Source organism: Shewanella pealeana ATCC 700345, from assembly GCF_000018285.1.
GTDB lineage: Bacteria > Pseudomonadota > Gammaproteobacteria > Enterobacterales > Shewanellaceae > Shewanella > Shewanella pealeana.
The window spans coordinates 1,739,151-1,760,935 of record NC_009901.1; the positions used below are offsets into that span (position 1 = coordinate 1,739,151).

General features: G+C 45.5%; 17 protein-coding genes. 10 read left to right on the top strand and 7 right to left on the bottom strand.

The genetic code is table 11. From position 1 onward, the window contains the following. Positions 1-8 precede the first annotated feature (8 nt). From SPEA_RS07465 to SPEA_RS07475, 3 genes are all read right to left on the bottom strand, one after another. On the bottom strand, positions 9-374 hold the full coding sequence (locus tag SPEA_RS07465; protein ID WP_012154681.1) for an STAS domain-containing protein: 366 nt from the start codon (positions 372-374) through the stop codon (positions 9-11). Positions 375-1,052: 678 nt separating this feature from the next. Beyond that, complete coding sequence (locus SPEA_RS07470) at positions 1,053-1,442, bottom strand: ATP-binding protein (protein WP_012154682.1); 390 nt, start codon at positions 1,440-1,442, stop codon at positions 1,053-1,055. 15 nt (positions 1,443-1,457) lie between these two features. Further along, on the bottom strand, positions 1,458-2,681 hold the full coding sequence (locus SPEA_RS07475; RefSeq protein WP_012154683.1) for a SpoIIE family protein phosphatase: 1,224 nt from the start codon (positions 2,679-2,681) through the stop codon (positions 1,458-1,460). A 194-nt stretch (positions 2,682-2,875) separates the two neighbouring features. Between SPEA_RS07475 and SPEA_RS07480 the strand changes: the two genes are divergently transcribed. The 5 genes from SPEA_RS07480 (at position 2,876) to rfbD (ending at position 10,926) form a co-directional block, all read left to right on the top strand. After that, a complete protein-coding gene (locus SPEA_RS07480; protein WP_012154684.1) occupies positions 2,876-3,739 on the top strand; it encodes a phosphate/phosphite/phosphonate ABC transporter substrate-binding protein in 864 nt (287 codons plus the stop codon). Beyond that, the gene (locus SPEA_RS07485; RefSeq protein ID WP_012154685.1) at positions 3,739-7,299 is read left to right on the top strand and encodes a PAS domain S-box protein; all 3,561 of its coding nucleotides are present in this window, start codon (positions 3,739-3,741) and stop codon (positions 7,297-7,299) included. The genes SPEA_RS07480 and SPEA_RS07485 overlap by 1 nt, the downstream gene beginning before the upstream one ends. 108 nt (positions 7,300-7,407) lie before the next feature. After that, positions 7,408-8,904: a sigma-54-dependent transcriptional regulator gene (locus SPEA_RS07490; protein ID WP_012154686.1), complete on the top strand. Its 1,497-nt coding sequence runs from the start codon at positions 7,408-7,410 to the stop codon at positions 8,902-8,904. A gap of 129 nt (positions 8,905-9,033) precedes the next feature. Beyond that, positions 9,034-9,783 carry a phosphatase gene (locus SPEA_RS07495; protein ID WP_041410879.1) on the top strand — a complete coding sequence of 250 codons (750 nt, stop codon included), beginning with the start codon at positions 9,034-9,036 and terminating at the stop codon, positions 9,781-9,783. A 51-nt stretch (positions 9,784-9,834) separates the two neighbouring features. After that, entirely contained in the window at positions 9,835-10,926 is a 1,092-nt protein-coding gene (gene rfbD / locus SPEA_RS07500) for a dTDP-4-dehydrorhamnose reductase (RefSeq protein WP_012154688.1), read from the top strand. Positions 10,927-11,236: 310 nt separating this feature from the next. On the opposite strand, the gene SPEA_RS07505 is transcribed toward rfbD, so the two are convergent. Further along, complete coding sequence (locus SPEA_RS07505; protein ID WP_012154689.1) at positions 11,237-12,703, bottom strand: capsule assembly Wzi family protein; 1,467 nt, start codon at positions 12,701-12,703, stop codon at positions 11,237-11,239. Positions 12,704-12,992: 289 nt separating this feature from the next. Between SPEA_RS07505 and SPEA_RS07510 the strand changes: the two genes are divergently transcribed. The 5 genes from SPEA_RS07510 to SPEA_RS07530 all read left to right on the top strand — a co-directional run bounded on the left by SPEA_RS07510 (position 12,993) and on the right by SPEA_RS07530 (position 19,414). After that, on the top strand, positions 12,993-15,545 hold the full coding sequence (locus SPEA_RS07510) for a glycoside hydrolase family 3 protein (RefSeq protein ID WP_012154690.1): 2,553 nt from the start codon (positions 12,993-12,995) through the stop codon (positions 15,543-15,545). Between the two features lie 138 nt (positions 15,546-15,683). Then, on the top strand, positions 15,684-16,472 hold the full coding sequence (gene cysQ / locus SPEA_RS07515) for a 3'(2'),5'-bisphosphate nucleotidase CysQ (protein WP_012154691.1): 789 nt from the start codon (positions 15,684-15,686) through the stop codon (positions 16,470-16,472). A 104-nt stretch (positions 16,473-16,576) separates the two neighbouring features. Further along, on the top strand, positions 16,577-17,482 hold the full coding sequence (gene mak / locus SPEA_RS07520) for a fructokinase (protein WP_012154692.1): 906 nt from the start codon (positions 16,577-16,579) through the stop codon (positions 17,480-17,482). A 164-nt stretch (positions 17,483-17,646) separates the two neighbouring features. After that, entirely contained in the window at positions 17,647-18,417 is a 771-nt protein-coding gene (locus SPEA_RS07525) for a YdcF family protein (RefSeq protein WP_012154693.1), read from the top strand. A 322-nt stretch (positions 18,418-18,739) separates the two neighbouring features. Beyond that, the gene (locus SPEA_RS07530) at positions 18,740-19,414 is read left to right on the top strand and encodes a DUF2982 domain-containing protein (protein WP_012154694.1); all 675 of its coding nucleotides are present in this window, start codon (positions 18,740-18,742) and stop codon (positions 19,412-19,414) included. A gap of 120 nt (positions 19,415-19,534) precedes the next feature. Here the strand turns inward: SPEA_RS07530 and SPEA_RS07535 are convergent, their stop codons facing one another. The 3 genes from SPEA_RS07535 to galE all read right to left on the bottom strand — a co-directional run bounded on the left by SPEA_RS07535 (position 19,535) and on the right by galE (position 21,736). Next, positions 19,535-19,960, bottom strand: coding sequence for a bactofilin family protein (locus tag SPEA_RS07535; protein ID WP_012154695.1), 426 nt, complete (start codon positions 19,958-19,960; stop codon positions 19,535-19,537). Positions 19,961-20,061: 101 nt separating this feature from the next. Beyond that, positions 20,062-20,541 (bottom strand): ferredoxin-type protein NapF, encoded by a 480-nt coding sequence (gene napF / locus SPEA_RS07540; RefSeq protein ID WP_012154696.1) that lies wholly within the window; start codon positions 20,539-20,541, stop codon positions 20,062-20,064. Positions 20,542-20,716: 175 nt separating this feature from the next. Next, positions 20,717-21,736 carry a UDP-glucose 4-epimerase GalE gene (gene galE / locus SPEA_RS07545; protein ID WP_012154697.1) on the bottom strand — a complete coding sequence of 340 codons (1,020 nt, stop codon included), beginning with the start codon at positions 21,734-21,736 and terminating at the stop codon, positions 20,717-20,719. Positions 21,737-21,785: the final 49 nt, after the last annotated feature.

The following is a 21,785-nucleotide window of genomic DNA, read 5'->3' on the forward strand; positions in this document are numbered from 1 at the left end:
CGTGTCCCTTACTGCGCTGCTTGCTCGTTAGTCAGCTCATTGCAGATGTAGTCTATTGCCGCGGTTTCGTCTTCATAGATAGCGAAGATCTGATGTAACCGAGTCAATTCAATGAGTGAGCGTACACCAGCCGTTGGAGAGAGTAATACGATTTCACCATTGACTTTTTCAACTCGCTTTAAGGCTGAGATAAGCACTGACAGACCACTAGAATCGATATATTCGACCTTGTGTAGGTCAATTATGAGTTGGCTCATCCCAGCGTCTATTTGTTGTAAGATCGCCGCTCTGAGCGTGGGAGTTTGTGTCATTATGACCTCAACAGGCAGAGTGATTTTACAGGCATTATTTTGTGCTAATTGAGAGAAAGTCATATTGCCGTCCTTAAAAATGCACTGGGCATTTTGTTTGGTTATCTGAATTGTTACTGGAGCTTGTTGAGCTGCTATTCACTGACTGTTTTTGCTTATCTTCTTACTTATATTATGCATTGCAACTCTAAGGCCAAGTTTTATCCTGTTGTATTTAATGGGTTTTAGTGGTTTTTAGTCGGCGGGTACGTTTGCTTGTTGGCTGTCTTCTTTATTTGCGATGCAAAATGGGAAAAGCAGGGGGAAAGGTCGAGAAGGTCGCTTTGCTTCGAGGTTCTAGGACCTAGGAAAAGCAAAGGCGATTAAAGCTGAGACGGCAAAGCTAACAGAACCGAAATAAGCTGGGATGGAAAAGCGGAACGGCTTGCAGCCTTACGGTAAACGGAACGTTCGCAAGCTCACTGACGGAACGCTGTACTTTACGAAAAAGCTAAAAAGAAGGTTCTAGGTCCTAGGGAAAGCAGGTTCTAGGGAAGACCCAAGACGGTTAAAAGCCGGAACAAGCTAAGACGGAAGAGCCGAGAGTAACAGAGATAAAAAGCAAAATCTGGGAAGACCAATAAGCTTTAAGGTGGTGCCTGTTTCGCTTTTGATTTCCTAGCAGCGAAGCGTCCTCGCAGTGAGCTTGCGAACGTCCTAGGTCCTAGGTCCTAGTACCTTCTTTAAACCTAGTACCTTCTTTTAAACCGCAATACTAAATTGCAAATGGGTACCCGCAACGGTTTCTTGTATACGAACCCTGTCCATCCAATTATTGATGATCCAAAGGCCTCTCCCAGATGTTGCGTTGGCTGGGGGACAATCTGTTGGGGCTGTTTGGGGCTGCATAGGTGAGTTATCGAGTAGATCGATGACAATTTGTTGATGATCACAGTGCAGAATGATGATCAGAGAATTTAGTTTGGGGGCTGCATGGGTAAAAACGTTGGAGACAGCCTCCAAAACGCAAGTAATGACCTTGAATCGCTTGGTATCGGACACCTGATTTTGCAGCATAAATTGCTCTATTTCTCTGCTTATGGAGTGTTTTGCCATAATATTTCTATCGAGGTTAAACTGTAGGCTATTCATAGTGTTTCCTTACATTTAAGAATCACAATGGGCTAAGTGAGTTGTGGTTGAGATTAGCATCAGAGAGATATCGTCCTGAGCTTGTTTTTCTTGCCAAAGCTCAGTGCTATAGCTGAGATAGTGCAATAACTTTTCTGCAGGTAGCTCTCTGGCATCACTGATATTTTTCAGTAGTTTTGCTAAGCCAAAACTACCAAATTTACTGTTGCGACATTCATAAATGCCATCAGAATAGAGCAGTAGCTGCTCTTCTTTCTCTAAGGTGAAATGTTGGCTGTGGTAACTGTGCTGTTTGTTGATGCCAATTGGTAGCTGTGATCCAAGGTGGTTATCATCGACAAATCTAGCGCCTTGTGGGCCCACTATGATAGGAGAGGGGTGCCCAGCGTTGATAATCTCAACCTCTCCGCTGTTAGTGTCTGCGATGCCAATAAGTAGTGTTGCAAAGCGTCCACACTGCTCTGGGTCGTCAAACTCTCGATTGAGTTTGTTAGTTATCTGTGCCAAATCAAGTGACTGCCAAATTTGCTGGCTGCTAGATAAGTGGTGCGCTAGGGTAAAGCTTAGCATCGATGCCGCCGTACCATGACCGCTGACATCCAATAGGTAAAAGCCGATATGCTGCTTGTCGATATTGAAGCATTGGAACAGATCGCCTGCGAGATCTTGGGCTGGTTTAAATTCCGTTGTGACTCGCCAGCCTTGGCTTAAATCTGAGTTCTTGGGAAGTAGAGCGCGTTGCAGCTGAGCGGCGAGAGACAGGTCATGTTTAAGATTATTAAGGTAACCTTGCTCTTTTAGCAGCATATTATTGAGCGCTTGATTGTGACTTTCTAATTTCTGTTGCATCGCGATGATCCGTAAGCCTGCAAGAATTCTTACTTTCAGGACGCCGCTATGAAAGGGCTTTGCAATAAAGTCATCGGCGCCAGATTCGATCCCTTCTATTAGATGAGCATTCTGGCTATTACCCGTGAGTAATATGGTATATGGCGAGCAAGGCATTGATTTTATAGTTTTACATAGCTCAATACCGCTGATCTTAGGCATCATCCAATCGGTGATCACCATGTCGACATGCTCACGCTGAAGCAGTTCTATGGCCTCTTGGGCATTAGAAAAACCTTGAGCCGTAAACCCCATTGACTCGAGTAAAGTCAGTAGCAAACAACGCTCGCTATAGCAGTCTTCTACGACGATGATTTTATGCTGGCTGATGAGCTTCAATGTTAAAGGCATTGTCATAGCCTCCTCTTGTTATCGGTCGTTTCAGGGGTACTTTGTAATAAAGCAAACTCTGTGCCAGACAAATGAAAATATTTATTTCTGTTTTAGGTTCACTCAACTGACCAGTAAATCAAGCCTTTAGGATTTTGGTATAGATATTGCTGAGATTAACTCATGGACTTCAGCTGAAACGGGGAGTGAATGTGATGTCTACCCTTAAATCCTTTACTAAAGTGCTTGTTCTATATTGGTTTATATTGATACCTAGTTATAGTTCGGCAACGGCTATTGCTAGCATAGAGCCTAAGGTGCTGACCTTTGGTGTGGTGCCGCAGCAGGCGGCGAGTGTGTTAGCCAAGGTCTGGGCGCCAGTGCTCGCTGAACTGTCGCAAAACGCGAATGTTGAATTGCAATTTGCAACTGCGCGAGATATTCCCACCTTTGAGCAGCGTTTGGCTCAGGGGGAATATGATATTGCCTATATGAACCCCTATCATTTTACGGTATTTCACGAATCCCCTGGTTATCTTGCGTTAGCAAAAGAGCAAGATAAGTATTTAAGAGGCCTGATTGTTGTACGTAAAGAGTCACCTATATCCGCGCTGACAGAGCTTGATGGCAAATCGTTTGCCTTTCCTGCCCCGGCGGCGTTTGCTGCGAGTGTGATCCCCAGAGCTATTTTGAAACAGCAAGGCGTTGTTCACAGTACTAAGTACGTCGGCTCCCATGACTCTGTTTATCTTGCTGTCGCTCAAGGACTTGTCGATGCTGGTGGCGGGGTGGGGCGTACCTTCAAAAATATGGATACGGATGTGACAAAACAATTAAAGGTCCTATGGCGAACGCCCGGTTACACTCCCCATGCTATCGCCACTCATCCCCGTGTTTCTCAGGAACTACGCGAAGTATTGTTAACTCAGTTACAGGCTCTATCTAGCACGAGTAAAGGTCGAGCCCTGTTAGACGGTCTAGGCTTCAAAGCAATGGAAGCTGCGCAAAGTAGTGATTGGGATGATGTGCGTGCGTTATCTTTAAGTGAGCTAGACGAGCCGTTAAAGGAGAGTAACTAGTGTCATTTCGGATAAAGACGATCCTCGGGATTGCTGTCATCGAAGGTGTGCTGCTAATGCTGCTGGTGTATACCAGTGTCGATTATTTGAAAACCTCGAATCAAGCAGAGATCGAAAAACGTGCCAGCTCTACCGCTTCTCTATTTGCTGCGGCTGCAAAGGATGCGGTGATCAGTACCGACCTATCAACCCTAAATGTGCTTGCTAATGAGCTGTTAACGACTTCCCAGGTCCTCTATGTCAATATTTACGATCAAAGCCGATTATTGGTCAGTGTCGGTAGCATTAACGGCGGCTCAGTCGCCTCGTTAGATAGCGGCATTGGCAATGTTGATGACGGTATCTTAGACATTGAAAGGGATGTACAAGAGTCGGGCTTTACCTATGGCAAGGTTGAGCTGGGTTTTGATACCGCGGCGCTAGATAGTTTTATTACCGATGCCAGAACACGTTTCCTGACCATTGCGGGTATCGAGATGTTTTTGGTGGCGCTGTTCTCTTGGCTATTAGGCCACTATTTGACCCGCAATTTGGCGCTGCTAAAGAGCGCATCTCAACGAATTTTACAAGGAGAATCTAAAGTTCAGATCCCCGTCAGTAGTGATGATGAGATAGGTAAAACCATGTTGGCGTTTAATCAAATGGTTAAAAAAGTCGCCGACAAGAATCAGGCCTTAGTGAGTGCCAATGTTCGACTCAATGCCATATTACAGACTGCTGTAGATGGCTTTGTGGTCGTTGATACTCAGGGTGTCATTGAAGAGGTTAACCCAGCAGTTAGTCGCCTGTTTGGTTACAGTCCCTCAGAACTGATAGGGCGAAATGTTTCATTATTGATGCCATCGAATGAACGCAATATGCATGATGAATATATTCAGCACTACCTAAAAAGTGCAGATGATAAAACAGTAGGCAAAGGACGCGAGCTGTTAGCACAGAAAAAAGATGGCAGCCTGTTCTCTATTGAGCTGTCTATATCAAAAATGCGTATCGATGATGAGGTGCTTTTCTTAGGCTTAGTGAAGGACTTAAGTGATGTAAAGTGTGCTCAGGCAGCGGCTCAAAGAACGGAGTCTATTTTATTGGCAACTCTTGAAGGCAGTAAAGATGCGTTAGTGACGATAGATACGAGTGGTGCCATTCAAGAAGTGAATGACGCTGCATGTTTGCTGTTTAAGTTTCACTCTGAACAGATGATAGGCCAACGATTAGAAGAGGTGCTCTTTAGAGCTGATGAGAGGGATTGTTTTCATAATATCTTAGAAGAGTACCGTGCGACAGGCGAAGGGTTAGCGGTTAAACATTCTACTCAGATGAAAGCGACTCGCTCCGATGGTGAGAAGGTGGCCATTGAGCTGACGCTCATTCCTGTACAGTTAGGGCAAGAAATGTTGCTGACGGCATTTATTCGAGATATTTCACGTCGGATGGAATACGAAACTCAATTGAAATTGGCAAAAGAGCAAGCAGAGCAGGGCAGCGAGGCTAAATCTCGTTTTCTCGCGACCATGAGCCATGAGATCCGCTCTCCCCTCAATGCCGTGTTAGGGAGCGTCGAATTAATATTGGAGTCGACACTAAACAAAGAGCAGCGAATATATGCTGATACTGCCAAAGAGGCCGGTACGGCCCTGTTGAGTACAATTAATGACATTCTGGACTTTTCTAAAATTGAAGCGGGGCAAATAGTGCTAGAAGAGAGTGCTTTCAGCCCTGCTAAGCTTGCCACTCAAGTGCTACAAGTGTTATCGCCCAAGGCGCAGGATAAAGGGATTGCACTGGCGATTTATGTTAATCGTAATGTACCTGAGAGTTTGATTGGAGACGGTCAAAGGCTTAGGCAGGTGCTGCATAACTTGGTCGATAATGCGATTAAGTTTTCATTTGGTGGATGCGTTGCCATAGAGATGTGGTTAGCAGATGTTGATGAGGCACGGCTGTGTTGTAAGATCTCAGATCAAGGTATTGGGATAAGTGAAGAGTCTCAATTGACATTATTTGAAGAGTTTAGTCAGGTACATGATACCCATAATACCAACTACAGTGGTACAGGACTTGGCTTGGCTATTTGTGCTGAGCTCATTGCTCAGATGGGGGGGCACATAGGGGTTGATAGTCAGCAAGGTCAGGGAAGCTGCTTTAGTTTCGACCTTTTGCTGAAACGTGATGAAAAGGAGAAACATAGTTATGCGCCTTTGCCAATACACGCTAGGGTGCTCCTTGTGCACCCAAATGCGACCTATTGTAAGTTCATTAGCAGACAGTATAAGCAGTATGGTGTGACAGCAATTTGTGTCGACAGCATCGAGGCGATTTTCACGGCTTCGCAGGTACAAGGTCGCTTTAATCTGGTGTTGATTGATGAGCACTGCCTATTGGAGCTAAACGCTATGCGCGTTAATAGCGTCAAACAAGACTATCTGCTCGAAGAGGGCATGATGGCCGCATTAATGACGGTAGTTGTACCTGAGGCTTCGGCACAGTTAAGAGAGATAGGTTTAGAGCAGGTGATCAACAAACCTCTGAGCCGAGATATGATGCTAGGCATGCTAAGAGGAGAGCATGAGTCATCGGCTCATCAGGCTCAGGGTGAGCCTGTAGTGTCAACTTGTGATGAGCAACACTTGCCAATCTTGTTGGCCGAGGATAGCCCTGCAAATCAAATTGTTGCAAGTGCGTTGCTGAGTAAGGCCGGTTTTAAGGTTGAGATTGCTAATAACGGGATTGAAGCATTGAAAATGGCTAGCGCTAAAGACTATGGTTTGATCTTAATGGATATGAGAATGCCCGAGATGGACGGTATTGAAGCCACGCAAAAGATATTACAGCGTAATCCATCTCAGGTTGTTATCGCTATGACTGCCAATGTGCAAAAAGAAGACGTTGAGCAGTGCATGAATGCAGGAATGAAAGCCTTTGTTCCTAAGCCTGTTAATCGAGTGAACCTTGTTAATGTGGTAAATCAATGGATTGTATCGGCCAAGGAAGAGGCTATAGTTAGCTATAAAGCTATGGGGAAAGGTACAGAAGAGCCTTGTTCAGACAGTAATAATGTTAACCATGATAATGGCGAGAGTATCGATGACGATAAGGTTGTGCCATTTATGCAAACTAAGAGAAAAAGCAAAGTGAGCGCTTTCAATGGGACTAAAGCGCCATTACAAACAAGTTCTCAGGGGAGTGAGGAGCTGGTGACTATCATAGATGAGGCTGTACTTGACGAGTTAACGGATATGTTAGGTGGGGAAGCAATAGATAGAATGATGAGCGTTTTCTTGACCGAGGCGCAAGAACGGCTGAGCATATTGCAGCTCTTGCTTTTGGAATATCAAAATGGAAATGGACTCGATTTGTCTGAGATTGATATTCAGGCCCATACACTTAAGAGCAGCTCAGGAAGTTTTGGAGCGGCGGGCTTATCTATTGCGGCTAAAGAATTAGAGTTAAGCGCTAAAGCTAAAGAGGTGGAGCGAGTTCCGCTATTGTTAGATGAGGTGATTGAGACGGCTCTGTTAACCCTCAAGGTATTTAAACAACGTTTTGAACTAACAAACGAGTAGTAATTACTGCTAGACTTAGCAATATGCTCATGCGAGTCATGCTAGTTTAATTCTTTGATATTAGGCAAGTTATCGCGATAGTTGTTCTTATTAATAGGCTGACCTTATATGGATATAGCAAGCTCATTTACCACCTTGCTCGTCGAAGACAGTATGTCTCTCGGGGCGCTTTATACAGAATACCTTCGCACGGAGGGGGCGCGAGTCACTCATGTTAATCATGGGAGTGATGCGTTGAATGAGCTTAAACGCTGGCAACCGGATCTATTAGTGCTCGATATTCAGCTACCAGATATGTCTGGGATGGATATTTTGGAGATCGTACAGTCAGAGTACCCAGATGTTACCGTCATAATGATCACTGCCCACGGCAGCATTGATATCGCTGTCGATGCCATGCGCTCGGGGGCGTTTGATTTTCTTATTAAACCTTTCGATGCAAAACGTTTATCCATTACCGTACGTAATGCATTAAAACAGCGTCAGCTTGTTAATCTTGTCGCCAAGTACGAGAGTAGCCTGCCTAAGCCACATTATATGGGGTTCATTGGAGAGTCGTTGGCGATGCAAACCGTATATAAAACTATCGATTGTGTAGCGAGCAGCAAAGCTTCGGCCTTTATCATTGGTGAAAGTGGTACGGGTAAAGAGGTGTGTGCTCATGCGATACACAATGCGGGTAACCGTAGCGATGGGCCATTTGTGGCTTTAAACTGTGCGTCAATCCCAAAGGATTTGATTGAAAGTGAGATTTTTGGTCACACCAAAGGGGCGTTTACTGGCGCGATAGCCAATAGAGATGGCGCGGCGACACGGGCGCATAAGGGCACGCTTTTTCTTGATGAGATCTGCGAGATGGATTTGGAGCTGCAGAGTAAGCTACTGCGCTTTATTCAAACCGGTGTGTTTCAACGTGTTGGGGCTACAAAAGAAGAAAAGGTCGATGTACGCTTTGTCAGTGCGACTAACCGTATGCCTTGGGATGAAGTTAAAGCGGGGCGTTTTAGAGAGGATCTATTCTACCGTTTACATGTGATCCCAATTGAGCTGCCGCCGCTGAGAATGCGCGGCAAAGATATTTTGCTGCTGGCATCCTCTTTACTCAAAGAGTACAACAAAGAAGAGGGTAAGACGTTTAAGGGATTTAGCCCTGAAGCTAAGCAATGCTTAAAGTCTTACCCATGGCCCGGTAATGTTAGGCAATTACAGAACGTTATTAGGCAGATAGTGGTATTGAATGACAGCGAAACGATTGAGATTGATATGTTACCAATACAGCTGACATCGACTTCAGCGATTAAATCTGAAGTCGCTAAGCCACAGGCGGCGGTTGTTAAGTCTCAGTCTCTCCGAGGTGACTCTGACGCCTCCTCTTTTCTTGATGGAATAGAGCGCGCGGCTTTTTCTGGTTCCGAGCAATATGCTAAATCTGCCAATGAAAAAAGTGATGATATTGTACCGCTATGGAAGACAGAGAAGCAGACCATTGAAAATGCTATAGCACGTTGTGATGGCAATGTGCCTAAGGCCGCAGCATTATTGGATATCAGTGCATCGACTATCTATCGAAAACGCCAGTCATGGGATGAGTTAGAAAAAGCTTAAGTCACTAAAACCTTAACTAATGTTTTAGTATTAAGTAATCAAGCTTATCGATAGAGCTCAGCAAATGAAAAGAGTAGACTGAGGGTCTACTCTTTTTTGTTTCAAACTTTTTGTAATGAAGAGACCGCCATGAAATATCTTGTTGATACCCATACTCATACGATTGCTTCGACCCATGCTTATAGTACGTTGCAAGAATATATTGCGATGGCCAAGCATAAAGGCATTAAGTTATTTGCCACTACCGACCATGGGCCCGATATGGCCGACGCCCCCCACTTTTGGCATTTTGTGAACTTACGAGTATTACCACGAATTGTTGATGGCGTGGGCATTTTACGAGGCATCGAAGCCAATATTAAAAATGTGGTCGGAGAGATAGACTTCTTTGGTGATTACCTGCAAGAGTTAGATATTGTTCTCGCCGGTTTTCATGAACCCGTTTTTGCGCCAAGCAATAAAGAAACTCATACTGCTGCACTTATAAACTGTATCATGAGTGGTCATGTCGATATCATTACTCATCCAGGCAACCCAGCTTACCCAATAGACATTGCTGCCGTTGCCAAGGCAGCCGCCGAGAATAATGTCGCCCTTGAGATCAATAACTCCTCTTTTTTAACTTCTCGAAAAGGCAGTGAACATAACTGTTTGGCCATTGCCAAGGCGGTTAAAGAGGCGGGCGGGCTATTGGTGATGGGCTCTGATTCTCACGTGGCATACAGCCTAGGAGATTTCACTCAGGCCGAGCAGATTATCGAGCAAGCCGATTTTCCCATTGAGCGTTTGCTCAACCGTAGCCCCGAGGCTTTACTGGCATTTTTGTCAGCAAGAGGCCATGGCTCGCTCGATGAATATTCGGCGCTACTCGAAAACTAAAACCAAAACTAAAACTAAAACCAAAAAGATAGCAGAGATAATTAAAGTAAGATGAGAATTCTTATCACAGGAGCCGCAGGTCAACTTGGACAGGCATTGCTATCGATAGCGGGGCTTACACAGGTTAATTTGGCAGAGCGAACCGTCGCTCAGCAAATGCTGGTGGCTTTGTTACCCGAAGCGTTAGAGTGCATCGAAACAACAGATGAAGTGATTGGTGTTTCTCATCAAGCGCTCGATATTTGCGATATAGATTCAATACGTAAAGCATTCGATACTATAGCTCCCGATGTTGTGATTAACTGCGCCGCCTATAACGCAGTTGATAAGGCTGAGTTTGATATCGACAAGGCAATGCTTATTAATGCCGAAGGGCCTAAATTACTCGCCGGTGAGTGTCAGCGCCACAATATAAGACTCGTGCATATCTCAACTGACTTTGTGTTCGATGGTGAGTTATTACGTGCATACACAGAGCAAGATAGCCCCGCGCCGCTGTCGGTTTATGGCAAGAGTAAGCTAGAAGGGGAGCGCTGGGTCAGTGATATCTTGGGCTCAAAGGCAACGATTATTCGTACCTCTTGGCTCTACAGTTGTTATGGCCATAATTTTGTTAAAACCATGCAGAGTTTGTTTAAGGTCAAAGAGAGCCTGTCGGTAATAAACGATCAATATGGTAGCCCTACTTGGTGTGAAGCCTTAGCCGTAGCAATTTTTATGCTCGTAAAGCAAACTCAGGCGACAATTTTGACTCGCCCGTCAGTATGCGAGGATAAACCCGCTAAAGGCTTAGCTGATTTATACCACTATGCTGCTAGTGCTAGCGCTTCATGGTATGAGTTTGCCTGTGAAATTCAACGTCAGGCAGGCTCTGTCACAGAGCTCGCACCAAGCACAAAATTATCACAAAACAAAGAATTCGCACCAAACAGTGCTGATTGTTCAATACTGCCCATTACGACTAAAGCTTGGCAAGAGTTACATGATAACCGATTAGCATTAAGGCCAAAGCAAAGTGCTTTGAATACGCAAAAGTTGTGTCATCAGTTAGCTATCGAGCCGGGGAGTCTACTCACTGCAACTTGGCAGCAACAGTTAGCAGCCATGGTTAGCTATCAAAAGGTTAAAAGCCGGGAAAGCTGAGAAGGTCCTAGGAAAAGCAGGTCCTAGGTTAAAGCTAAGATGGAAAAGCGGATCGCCCTGCGGCCTTACGGTAAACGGAAGGTTCGCATACTCACTCACGGTAGCGGCATGGAAGGGCGCTTTGCTTCTAGGGGAAGCTCAGACGAAAAAGAAGAGAAAGCCGGAAAAAGCAGGAAAAGCAGAAAAACAAAGAAGTGGACGATACGGTGCTTTGTTTTTTGCTTTTCCTAGCAGGGCGTAGCCCGCCCTAGCAGTGAGCTTGCGAACGTCCTAGGATCATCTTTTAGACCTAGGACCTTCTTTGCAAATATTAGAAACGTCTTTCCCAGCCAGCGTAAATCGTGGTGTCCCAGTCATCGCCACCTGATGTGACATATTTGCTGTAGCCAACTGTGCCACCAACCTTTAAAGTACCTTGATAGAAAGGTCTGTGGTAGCTGGTATCAAACTGGTATACGCGCTCGTACTCGCCAGGAGACACAGGATTGCCACCTTCAGGGTTACCTGTATCTGTACCGTCGGTATTGAGTCTTAACCAGCGGAACTTGTTGCTAATGTTCTGTCCGCCGCCAAGTTGGGTTATTCCACCTACCACTAAGGTGGTGGCATCGTTATCATAGGTGCTGCCTAGACTTTTGCCGTAGTAACGGTAACCATCTTTATAGAAACCATGCTCATAGAGGCAGTTATAAGCGTTAGAGTCGATACCACAGGCCACTTGAGTATCTGAATACTCAACAAATACACGGGTATTGATATCGGCTAAAAAGAAGTCAACGCCGCCCATGTTAGCCGAGTTAATCAGCTTGTTTTTGCCGTTGTGGTAATCTTCGTGAATACGCTCGTAGTAGATACCGTATGGAATGCCAAAAGCGGTATCTGACCAGCGGAAATCATAGCCAGCCAGCATGTTCTCTTGGCCGTTTGTGACTTCGCCTTCGCTCATGCCGCCATTAAATAAGCCATCCCACCAGTCGCCTAGGCTATTACCGTAACCTTCACCGCCCCACTGCATGGTCCAAGAGAAGCCGACTTCTAGTTTAGAGATAGGTCTTAATGTACCGCGAGCGCCCCAATGCTTGGCATCTGGCACATAACGGCCGCTTTCCATCTGACTAAATGAGGTGGTAAAGGTCCAAGGGCCAATCCAGTTAAGCCATGGGGTTTCAAATGCTTGGCTGTTATTGCGGCTAAGGGTCATTCCTGGCATAGGTCGAGCATTGGTGGTTTGAATTAAACCGCTGTCCCAACCTGGTCCCCAATACTTTTGCTGTGCGCCAGCACTAACAATCCAGTTACCAAGCATCACTGCGGCAAAACTGTCATCTAAACGTGTGCTGTTACCATCAATCGGGTCGTAGTGGTAACTGGTCGCCAAGCGGCCACTAAACCAGTCTTTAGTCACTTCGGCTGATACAGCGACCTCTGCTTTGTCACGGTAGTCTTGGCCAAAACCAATAAAGCGTGTGGTATCCGAGCCGCCAGCAAGTTCGATTTTGCTGCTCATGCCGCGGTGATCATGCTCATAAGCACTTATGACTCTCTCGAATGCATCTCGTTGCACGCTGGATAAGCCAGTTTGATCTGCCTTGTCCATATCTTGCTTAATACCATCCCACATCAGTGGGTAAGTGGTGATTGGCTGAACAATCACGCCCGTATCAGACAGCAGTTGAATATCGGCTCTTAGGGGTAAGTCAGTCGGTTCAACCCACCATGCGGCTTGTGCCGTGCTGCAACCAAGCAATAATAAACTAGATAGTAATTTAAGTTTCATTGGGATCCCTTTTGTCAATGCAGCGCATTTTAGAGGAATTCACTGCATGGCGATAGTAGCGGGTTATATCAAAGATAAAATAGACACAAAGTGTGACATATCTCGATATACATAGCTGATGCACGGCTCTGAAAGCTAAGCTTTATTTAGGTTTTTGCCAGTGTAAAACGGGATTTTATTCTATGGTTTAAGGGGAGACCAAATAGAGTTGGTTTCTAACATGGAATTAGCGTGATGAAACCGGAGTGATGACTTAAGTTTTCATATCGCCTTTACAGGGAGTTTATCTATGTCTAACAGTGATAATAGCGTTTCTATATGGCCGCTTACACCTTCTGTTAAGCTGATTGCGATTGTTATTTTGTTTGTAGCAGCTGCGTATTGGATAGCAGGAGTGGGATCTAAGGAGCGTAGAGATGCGTCAAAGATCTGGCCTGTTTTAGAGCTGGAGGTGAAGCAAGACGCTGGGATTGAACGCAAAATTTCGCAGCTATTGGCAGACATGACATTGGAGCAGAAAATTGCGCAGATGATCCAACCTGAGATCGGTGATATTAGCGTTGAAGACATGAGGCGGTATGGCTTTGGCTCCTATCTTAATGGTGGAGGCTCTTTTCCAAACGGCAACAAGCATGCAACGCCGAGCGATTGGATTGCACTAGCAGAAGCCATGTATCAAGCGTCAGTAGATGATTCTATAGATGGCTCGACCATTCCAACAATGTGGGGCACGGATGCTGTGCACGGTCATAACAATGTGATTGGCGCGACGCTGTTTCCCCATAACATAGGGTTAGGGGCGGCAAATAACCCCGAACTTATTGAAAAAATTGCAACCATAACGGCTAAAGAAGTGATGGTTACCGGTATTGATTGGGTATTTGCGCCAACGGTTGCTGTGGTGCGAGACGATCGCTGGGGCAGAACGTATGAGGGCTATTCAGAAGATCCGCAGATAGTTAAGGCTTACGCTGGCGCAATCGTTAGAGGGTTACAGGGGCGTGCGAATGCCGATTTTCTTGGTGACGAGCGGGTTATCGCAACCGTTAAACATTTCTTAGGGGACGGAGGCACGACTGATGGTGTTGATCAGGGAGATAATACCTTTGCAGAGCAGCAACTCTTCGACATTCATGCCCAAGGCTATGTGGGAGGAATATCGGTAGGGGCGCAAACGGTAATGGCGTCATTCAACAGTTGGAATGGCGTTAAGAATCACGGTAATCGCTATCTGCTGACATCAGTTTTAAAAGATCAAATGGGGTTCGACGGGCTTGTGGTGGGTGATTGGAACGGTCATGGCCAGATTTATGATTGTAGTAATGAGAGCTGTCCCCAGGCAGTCAATGCGGGCCTGGATGTATATATGGTACCGACAAAGGCTTGGAAACCTCTTTTTGATAATACCCTTGCACAAGTAAATAGTGGTGTCATCCCCATTGAGCGTATCGATGATGCGGTAACGCGGGTTTTACGTGTAAAAATGCGTGCCGGCTTATTCGATAAACCGAGTCCAGCTAAACGCGCATTATCGGGTAACACGGCATTAATTGGTGCTAAGGCGCATCGTGATGTGGCAAGGCAAGCGGTAAGGGAGTCACTAGTGCTGCTTAAGAATGAAGGGGGAGTATTACCTTTGTCGCCCACGCAGACTGTGATGGTGGCTGGTGATGGCGCAGATAACATAGGTAAACAATCTGGTGGTTGGTCAATAACTTGGCAAGGCACTTATAATACCAATGCCGATTTTCCCGGTGGCAGTTCTATCTATAGCGGTATTCAAGCACATGTGACTCAGGCTGGTGGTAAGGCATTACTAAGCCCTAATGGTGATTATGCGGTAAAGCCTGATGTGGCGATTGTGGTGTTTGGAGAGAACCCATACGCAGAGGGTCATGGCGATCTCGATAATCTTGAGTATCAGCGAGGCAATAAACATGATCTTGCCTTGCTACAAAAGTTAAAGGCACAAGGGATCCCTGTGGTCGCGGTGTTTATCAGTGGCCGACCTATGTGGGTGAATGCAGAGATTAATGCCGCAGACGCCTTTGTGGCTGCTTGGTTGCCCGGTAGTGAGGGCGAGGGGGTTGCAGAGGTTCTGTTTAGGGATGCGAGTGAAGGCGTTCAATTCGATTTCAGCGGTAAGCTATCTTTTTCATGGCCTAGTAGTCCTACGCAAACAGCTATTAACCGATTCGATAATGATACCCCTCTATTTCCCTACGGATACGGATTAACCTATGCCGACAGTGCGAGGTCAATGGTGCTTAATGAGAAGGCCGATTTTGTGACGGTTCAGAATCAATACATGGCGATTTTTGATCGGGCAGTACAAGCGCCATGGGTGATGATGATAGGCAGTAAGAATGAACAGTTATCAGTAGATGGCAGTGAAACTCAAGCTGAGGTCGTATATTTGCGAAGCATAGACAAAAATGTACAAGAAGATGCGCGCTTATTTAAGTTTAATGGGCAAGGGGAGGGGGTTGTTCGTTTTAGAAGTAATTTCCCTCGTGATTTAAGGGCATTTATAGAGCGTCCATCGATGTTATCGTTTGCGGTGAACATTGAGCAGTTAGGTGAGCAGGCTGTTAATTTGAGCATGGGTTGTGAAGCGGACTGCGGTGAACCTATCGATATCTCAACGCTGCTTGCCAAGCAGCCGATTGGACAGTGGCAAACGGTGACAGTGCCGCTAAACTGTTTTGCCAAATCAGGGGTTAATTTTGCGAAAGTAAACTCCCCATTCTCACTGAGCAGCGCAAGTAAAATGAGTCTCAGTTTAGCTGATATTGAGTTTGCTCCTATTACGGATGAAAAGCCTTCAATGTCTTGCCTTTAGCAGTTTTAGGTAGATATTTAATGATCAAACTTGCTTAGTCTGTTTTCGACATTAAATGATTATTTGGTTATTAATTTTTATCGTTAAATACTGGCATAATGAAGCTATAACCTTCGTAAATTATAGAGATAACTTACATTGAACCATGTATTTAAACAGGAGTGGTTAGGACCTCTTCTCGATATTGCGACTGAAGCTGGAGAGGCCATTATGGCCATATATAAGCAGGATGATCTAGGTGTGTTGACTAAGTCTGATGACAGTCCTGTAACGGCAGCTGATTTGGCGAGCCATCAGGTAATTGTTGAAAGGCTGAAGCAATTAACCCCTGATATCCCTGTCATGTCGGAAGAGTCGACGGATATTGATTGGCAGCAGAGGCGTCATTGGCAATCATATTGGCTGATTGACCCACTCGATGGCACCAAAGAGTTTATTAAGCGCAATGGCGAGTTCACAGTCAATATCGCCTTCATCCACCATGATACCGCCGTCGCAGGCGTTGTATATGCCCCTGTTCTGGATAAATGCTTTTATGGTGAACTGGAAAGTGGAGCTTGGTTAAAACATGCTGGAGAACGAATCGAGTTACCTAAAGTGAATAGCTCGAAAGCGCTTGTTCCTCGAATTGTTGGTAGTCGATCTCACGCTAGCCCTGGTTTACAAGCATTCTTGCAAGAGCTTGGCGAGCATGAGATGAAGAGTGTTGGTAGTTCGCTTAAGTTTTGTCTTTTGGCTGAAGGAGAGGCCGATATTTACCCAAGGTTGGGGCTAACCAGTGAGTGGGATACCGCAGCTGCGCAGGCTGTGCTGGAAAGTGCTGGTGGTCGAGTGGTGCAATATGACACTAATATTCCTCTTAATTACAATCAAAAATCTGACATACTGAATCCCTATTTTATTGCGTATGCGCCACACTGGCATTGAAGCAAGTTGACTTTAGCTGTGTTGGTGAGAGTAGGCGAGTCTGAGTAAAAGGCTACTCTCGGTTTAAATGTTAAAACGAATTAAAAATACTTTTGGAGCGGGAAATGTTGCGGATTGGTGTTGATCTTGGTGGTTCAAAAATTGAAGTTGTAGCACTTAACGAGCAGGGCACAGAGCTATTTCGTAAACGTCTTCAGACACCAAGAGAATATAATGCAACGCTTGATGCGATAGAGGCTCTAGTGACTGAAGCCGAACTGCAATTAGGGCAAAAAGGCACTGTGGGCGTTGGGATCCCCGGCGTTGTGTCGCCATTTTCAGGTTTAGTTAAAAATGCCAATTCCACCTGGATTAACGGTCACCCACTCGATATCGATTTAGGTCGGCGTTTAAACAGAGAAGTCAGAGTGGCAAACGATGCCAATTGCTTTGCGGTCTCAGAGGCTATCGATGGTGCCGCGGCCGGAAAAACCGTGGTTTTTGGGGTGATTATAGGTACTGGATGCGGGGCTGGCATTGCCATTAACGGTAAAGTACATGGCGGTGGCAATGGTATTGGTGGTGAGTGGGGGCATAATCCTTTGCCTTGGATGACCCCAGATGAGTTCAACTCAACCAGTTGTTTCTGCGGTAATAAAGATTGCATTGAGACTTTTATTTCTGGTACTGGTTTTGTGAGGGACTATCAACTTGCAGGGGGGCTCGCGACAAATGGTGCTGAGATAGTTTCGTCTATGCAAGAAGGTGATGTTATAGCTTGTGCTGCATTTGAGCGTTATGTCGATAGGTTGGCCCGTTCACTCGCTCATGTTATCAATGTGCTGGATCCTGACATAATTGTGCTTGGCGGCGGCGTCTCGAATATTGAGGCTATTTACCCGTTATTGCCTGACTTCTTACCTAAATATGTATTGGGCGGAGAGTGTCGAACCCCTGTAGTGCAAAACATGTATGGTAGCGCTTCAGGCGTACGCGGAGCAGCTTGGTTGTGGAGTAAAGATGAGACTTAGTAATCTTGACTGCTGCACTTATCCACTACAGTTTGATATTCTGGTTAGGCATGTAGCTTGCTCACTACTGAGGCTATCTATTTATGGTGTAGGCACGAATAACATTAATAAATAGAATGACATGCTACACTTTGTGAATATTTTCATCTGACTTTGGCTGCTTTATGTTTTGGTTAAAAAAGATAGTGTCGCAGTTTTTCATGCCAGTCCCTTTACTGCTGCTGCTTATTGCGCTTGCTTACTTAGTTATTCGTAATCGTCAGTCCTCGAGAGCGATATTAGCGATAGCGGCCGCTTTACTGATCACTTTGAGCAGTAGTTGGGGCAGTAATTGGTTACTCGCGCCATTGGAAGAGCAATATTCAGTTAACAATCAGCCTATAGCCAATAGCTGCTTGGTGATGGTGCTTGGCAGTGGTCATGATGAAAACGCTAATTTTACTGCGGTGCAACAGCTCTCAAATACCGCTTTAGCCCGATTGACAGAGGGCGTGCGTCAATTGTCTCTAGGTCAAAATTGTAAACTCGTGGTGAGTGGTTGGAGCGGTGGGCTCTCAACTCGCTCGCATGCCGATGTGATGTTTGATGCTGCCGTGGAGTTAGGCGTATCGCCTAAGGCCATTATTAAGCTCCCATTGGCGCAAGATACCATAGAAGAAGCACAATTTATGAAGTGGGAGGTCGAAGATGCGCCTTTTCGCTTAGTCACATCAGCAAGCCATATGCCGCGTGCAATGGCCATTTTTACCAATGCCAAGCTTAATGTGGTTGCAGCTCCTACCGATTTTGCTCAACGAGCTAGTTATTGGTGGCGTTTCGATGCCCAGAGCCTGTTATCGTCGCAAAGGGCAATTCATGAATACCTTGGTTTACTCTGGTTTAAGCTTAAATATGAGAAAGAAGGTGCTAGGAGCTCAGAAGGTTCTAGGACCTAGGAAAAGTAGGTTCTAGGTTTTAGGAAAGCAGGTCCTAGGTACAAGCTGAGACGGAACGGCCTACGGCCTTACGGAACGTTCGCTGGCTCACTCACTCACGCAACGGATAAGAAGGGCGCTGCACTTCTAGGTTTAACAGCTGGTGAGGCGCTATGGTTAATGCAGTTTTTGGTTTTTGATTTCCTCGTAGGCCGAAGGCCGTCCTAGCAGTGAGCCCGCGAACGCCCTAGAATCTAGGTCCTTGTTTATTCCGTCCTAGAACCTTCTTTGGTAAGCTGCTAGGCTCCGAGTTAGCATCCTAATTATATAGAGTACGCAGACCTTGATAAATGAAGCTGTTCTGATCCGCCCCATCATTAAACGCAATGGATTAACACTGACCTTTGCTGGTGGCCTAGGTTTAGCCACAGGATTAGGGCTCTTCTTATCGGGGAGTCATCTATTTGCACCAGGAATTATTTGTTTTGCATCTGGCGCAATCGCACTGGTTCTCGGGGGAGCTAAATTGGTTGAGCCTGAGGTGACGGTTAAACTGACTGACGAGGGGCTGACGTATTTTCATCGCCGTGGTCAGGTTGTAATTGAATGGCAGAATATTCAACGTTTTGATCAGCCGCGAGTGTCTCAGGGGCTTGATACCCTGAATCTGCCTTATATTGGGATTAAGTTAAAACAGGTTAGCCCTGTTTTAGAGTGTATTTCACTGCGGTTAGCTGCGGGCTTATTAACTGAGCAGCGTCCTTTACTGATGACGGCTTCAGTTCAAGATGAAGACCTATCTGTATTAGAGGATCAGATGAGTGCAGAGTTTTCGCCTTTTATTGAAAACGATGACCGATATAAGGGCGTGCTAGCGATGTTTGGTCACCGTTGTCGGCTATTGAATTCACACTTAGGCTATCACCTGTTCATTTCAACAGATGCACTGGATAGGTCAGAAATTGAGTTTCTCGCTCTACTGAGAGAGTATAAAAAGCAAAGTGTAGAGCAGTTGTAGGCTAGTTGTTGAGCAGAATATTGGTTTTAAAGGCAAATATTCTGCTCTTCGGCTAGCTAGGATAAAGCTGCTAGCATTAACCCCCTAGCAATAAACCTCTAGCATTAAAAAACGATGGGGTTAACTCATACTGAGTTCAGCATCTTCAATCGTTTCTTCTTTAGCCGATTTGCTGCGTTCCTGTTTAGGTGCTGAATTTGAGGGTAAAAAGGCAATATCGTCTCTTACGCGCATTCCGATAAATTGACCTCCTTCAAAAATTTCCATCGACTGGCAGTTCACCTCACCATCGACAAGACCCGTGCTGGTAATGTTAAGCTTTTCACAAGTCAGTTTACCGCGGAAAGTACCTGAGACTCTTAGCTCAGCACAGTGAAGTTTACCATCGATAAGGCCACCCTGTTCGATAGTGATATTGCTACTGGAACTTACTTTTCCAAAGAGCTCGCCAGCAATAAGTGCTTCAGCTGAAAACTCAGTTTCACCAGTAAACTTGGTGCCTTGAGCAATAAATGTTAACCCGCCGCTTCTTTTTTTTCTAAACATAATGGTGTCATTGTCAGTCTAAGTTGCTTAGATGTTACCTTGAAATTAGAGGAAACAAAACCACTTAAATTTGGCGCTAACATGTCATATTTTTGGCTATTTTACGCGGTGCGAATGATGATCGCGCCCGATGGACAAGGGGCTACGCAAGCTCCGCATCCAGTACAGGCTTCAGTATCGATTTGAGGTAGGGGCGCTTTACCCACAGCAAGGGTGAAGCTGATTGCGCGGGAGTCACAGGAGTCTTTACAGCTTTGGCACCAGATCCCTTGATATGCCATACAGCTATCTTGGATCTTGGCCTTAACTTGCCATGGCGTGGTATCAGTATCTTCAAAGAGGTTTTCTGGGCAGGCATTGGCACATTCTTGGCAGAAGGTGCACTCATCAATCTTAAAGTCTACTTCAGGAAAACCGCCATCACCCTTGACAATGATTTGCGTCTCACAGGCTGAAATGCATTTATTGCAGCGAGTGCATTCGTCGGTAAACTCGATTGACAGTTTCACCCAAGGAGGACGAACAGCATCATTCTTTTTGCGGTTGAAAAGTCTTCTTCTGCTTTGATTAATGCTGCTCATCTGTTTACTCTTTTAAAAGAAGGTACGAGGGCGGCCTGCGGCCTCCTAGGGAGATCAAGATAAAAGCAAAACAGTTTTGCCTTTGATTCTTACTTTTCTTGGCGCTTTCGTCTCAGATTTAACCGTCTTTGCTTTACCTAGGATCTGCTTTTCCTAGGACCTAGGTCCTAAGATTTTAGACTTCGCTCTGGTAACCATTTGGGTTACTTGATTGCCAGTGCCAGCTGCTTTGCGCCATATCATCTATGCTGTGAGTCGCTTGCCAGTTTAACTCTTTCTGCGCTTTCTCTGGGTTTGCGTAGCATGCTGCTATGTCGCCAGGTCTGCGTTCAACTAACTGATATTTAATAGTGGTGCCGCTGGCTTTTTCAAAGGCTTTAACCATCTCAAGTACGCTGTAACCTTGGCCTGTACCTAAGTTATAGGTCACCAAGCCTGATTGGGTGTGTAGCTTATCAAGAGCTCGCAAGTGACCGATAGCGAGATCGACCACATGGATGTAATCGCGTACTCCCGTACCATCGACCGTATCATAATCACTGCCAAACACACTTAATTGCTCACGTTTACCAACGGCAACCTGAGTAATGAAAGGCATCAGGTTATTCGGAATATCATTGGGATCTTCACCGATTAGGCCGCTCTTATGAGCCCCTACAGGGTTAAAGTATCTTAATCGGGCGATATTCCAGCTGTTGTCTGAGTGATAAAGGTCGGCAAGTATATGCTCTACCATTAGTTTAGACTGACCGTAGGGGTTGGTTGCCCCTGTAGGAAAGTCTTCTGTGATAGGTAGGCTCGCAGGATCACCATAGACGGTGGCTGATGAGCTAAAGACTAAGTTCTTAACGTTAAATTCAGCCATGACTTCACATAAGACGATGGTGCCAGTGACGTTATTTTCATAGTAACGTAGCGGCTGCGCTACAGACTCACCGACAGCCTTTAGGCCTGCGAAGTGAATGACTGATTTAATATCATGATCTGTAAATAGCTTCTGCAAGAAAGCTCTATTGAGTACATCGCCTTGATAAAAGGTAACCCTTTTGCCTGTGATCTGTTCGACTCTTTCTAAGGCCGTAACACTTGAGTTGCTGAGGTTATCTAAGATAACGACGTTATTGCCGTTATTAAGCAGCTCAACAACGGTATGGGTTCCGATATAACCAGCGCCGCCGGTAACTAAAATCGTCATTTTTTTAAATCCTTTAATCTTGGCAGATGTTCAACAGGCTGTCGCTATT

Bases quoted from the DNA above. Each gene is read 5' to 3' on its own strand.
- SPEA_RS07465 (WP_012154681.1), bottom strand. From the start codon at position 374: ATGACTTTCTCTCAATTAGCACAAAATAATGCCTGTAAAATCACTCTG.
- SPEA_RS07470 (WP_012154682.1), bottom strand. From the start codon at position 1,442: ATGAATAGCCTACAGTTTAACCTCGATAGAAATATTATGGCAAAACAC.
- SPEA_RS07475 (WP_012154683.1), bottom strand. From the start codon at position 2,681: ATGCCTTTAACATTGAAGCTCATCAGCCAGCATAAAATCATCGTCGTA.
- SPEA_RS07480 (WP_012154684.1), top strand. From the start codon at position 2,876: ATGTCTACCCTTAAATCCTTTACTAAAGTGCTTGTTCTATATTGGTTT.
- SPEA_RS07490 (WP_012154686.1), top strand. From the start codon at position 7,408: ATGGATATAGCAAGCTCATTTACCACCTTGCTCGTCGAAGACAGTATG.
- SPEA_RS07495 (WP_041410879.1), top strand. From the start codon at position 9,034: ATGAAATATCTTGTTGATACCCATACTCATACGATTGCTTCGACCCAT.
- rfbD (WP_012154688.1), top strand. From the start codon at position 9,835: ATGAGAATTCTTATCACAGGAGCCGCAGGTCAACTTGGACAGGCATTG.
- SPEA_RS07505 (WP_012154689.1), bottom strand. From the start codon at position 12,703: ATGAAACTTAAATTACTATCTAGTTTATTATTGCTTGGTTGCAGCACG.
- SPEA_RS07510 (WP_012154690.1), top strand. From the start codon at position 12,993: ATGTCTAACAGTGATAATAGCGTTTCTATATGGCCGCTTACACCTTCT.
- mak (WP_012154692.1), top strand. From the start codon at position 16,577: ATGTTGCGGATTGGTGTTGATCTTGGTGGTTCAAAAATTGAAGTTGTA.
- SPEA_RS07525 (WP_012154693.1), top strand. From the start codon at position 17,647: ATGTTTTGGTTAAAAAAGATAGTGTCGCAGTTTTTCATGCCAGTCCCT.
- SPEA_RS07535 (WP_012154695.1), bottom strand. From the start codon at position 19,960: ATGTTTAGAAAAAAAAGAAGCGGCGGGTTAACATTTATTGCTCAAGGC.
- napF (WP_012154696.1), bottom strand. From the start codon at position 20,541: ATGAGCAGCATTAATCAAAGCAGAAGAAGACTTTTCAACCGCAAAAAG.
- galE (WP_012154697.1), bottom strand. From the start codon at position 21,736: ATGACGATTTTAGTTACCGGCGGCGCTGGTTATATCGGAACCCATACC.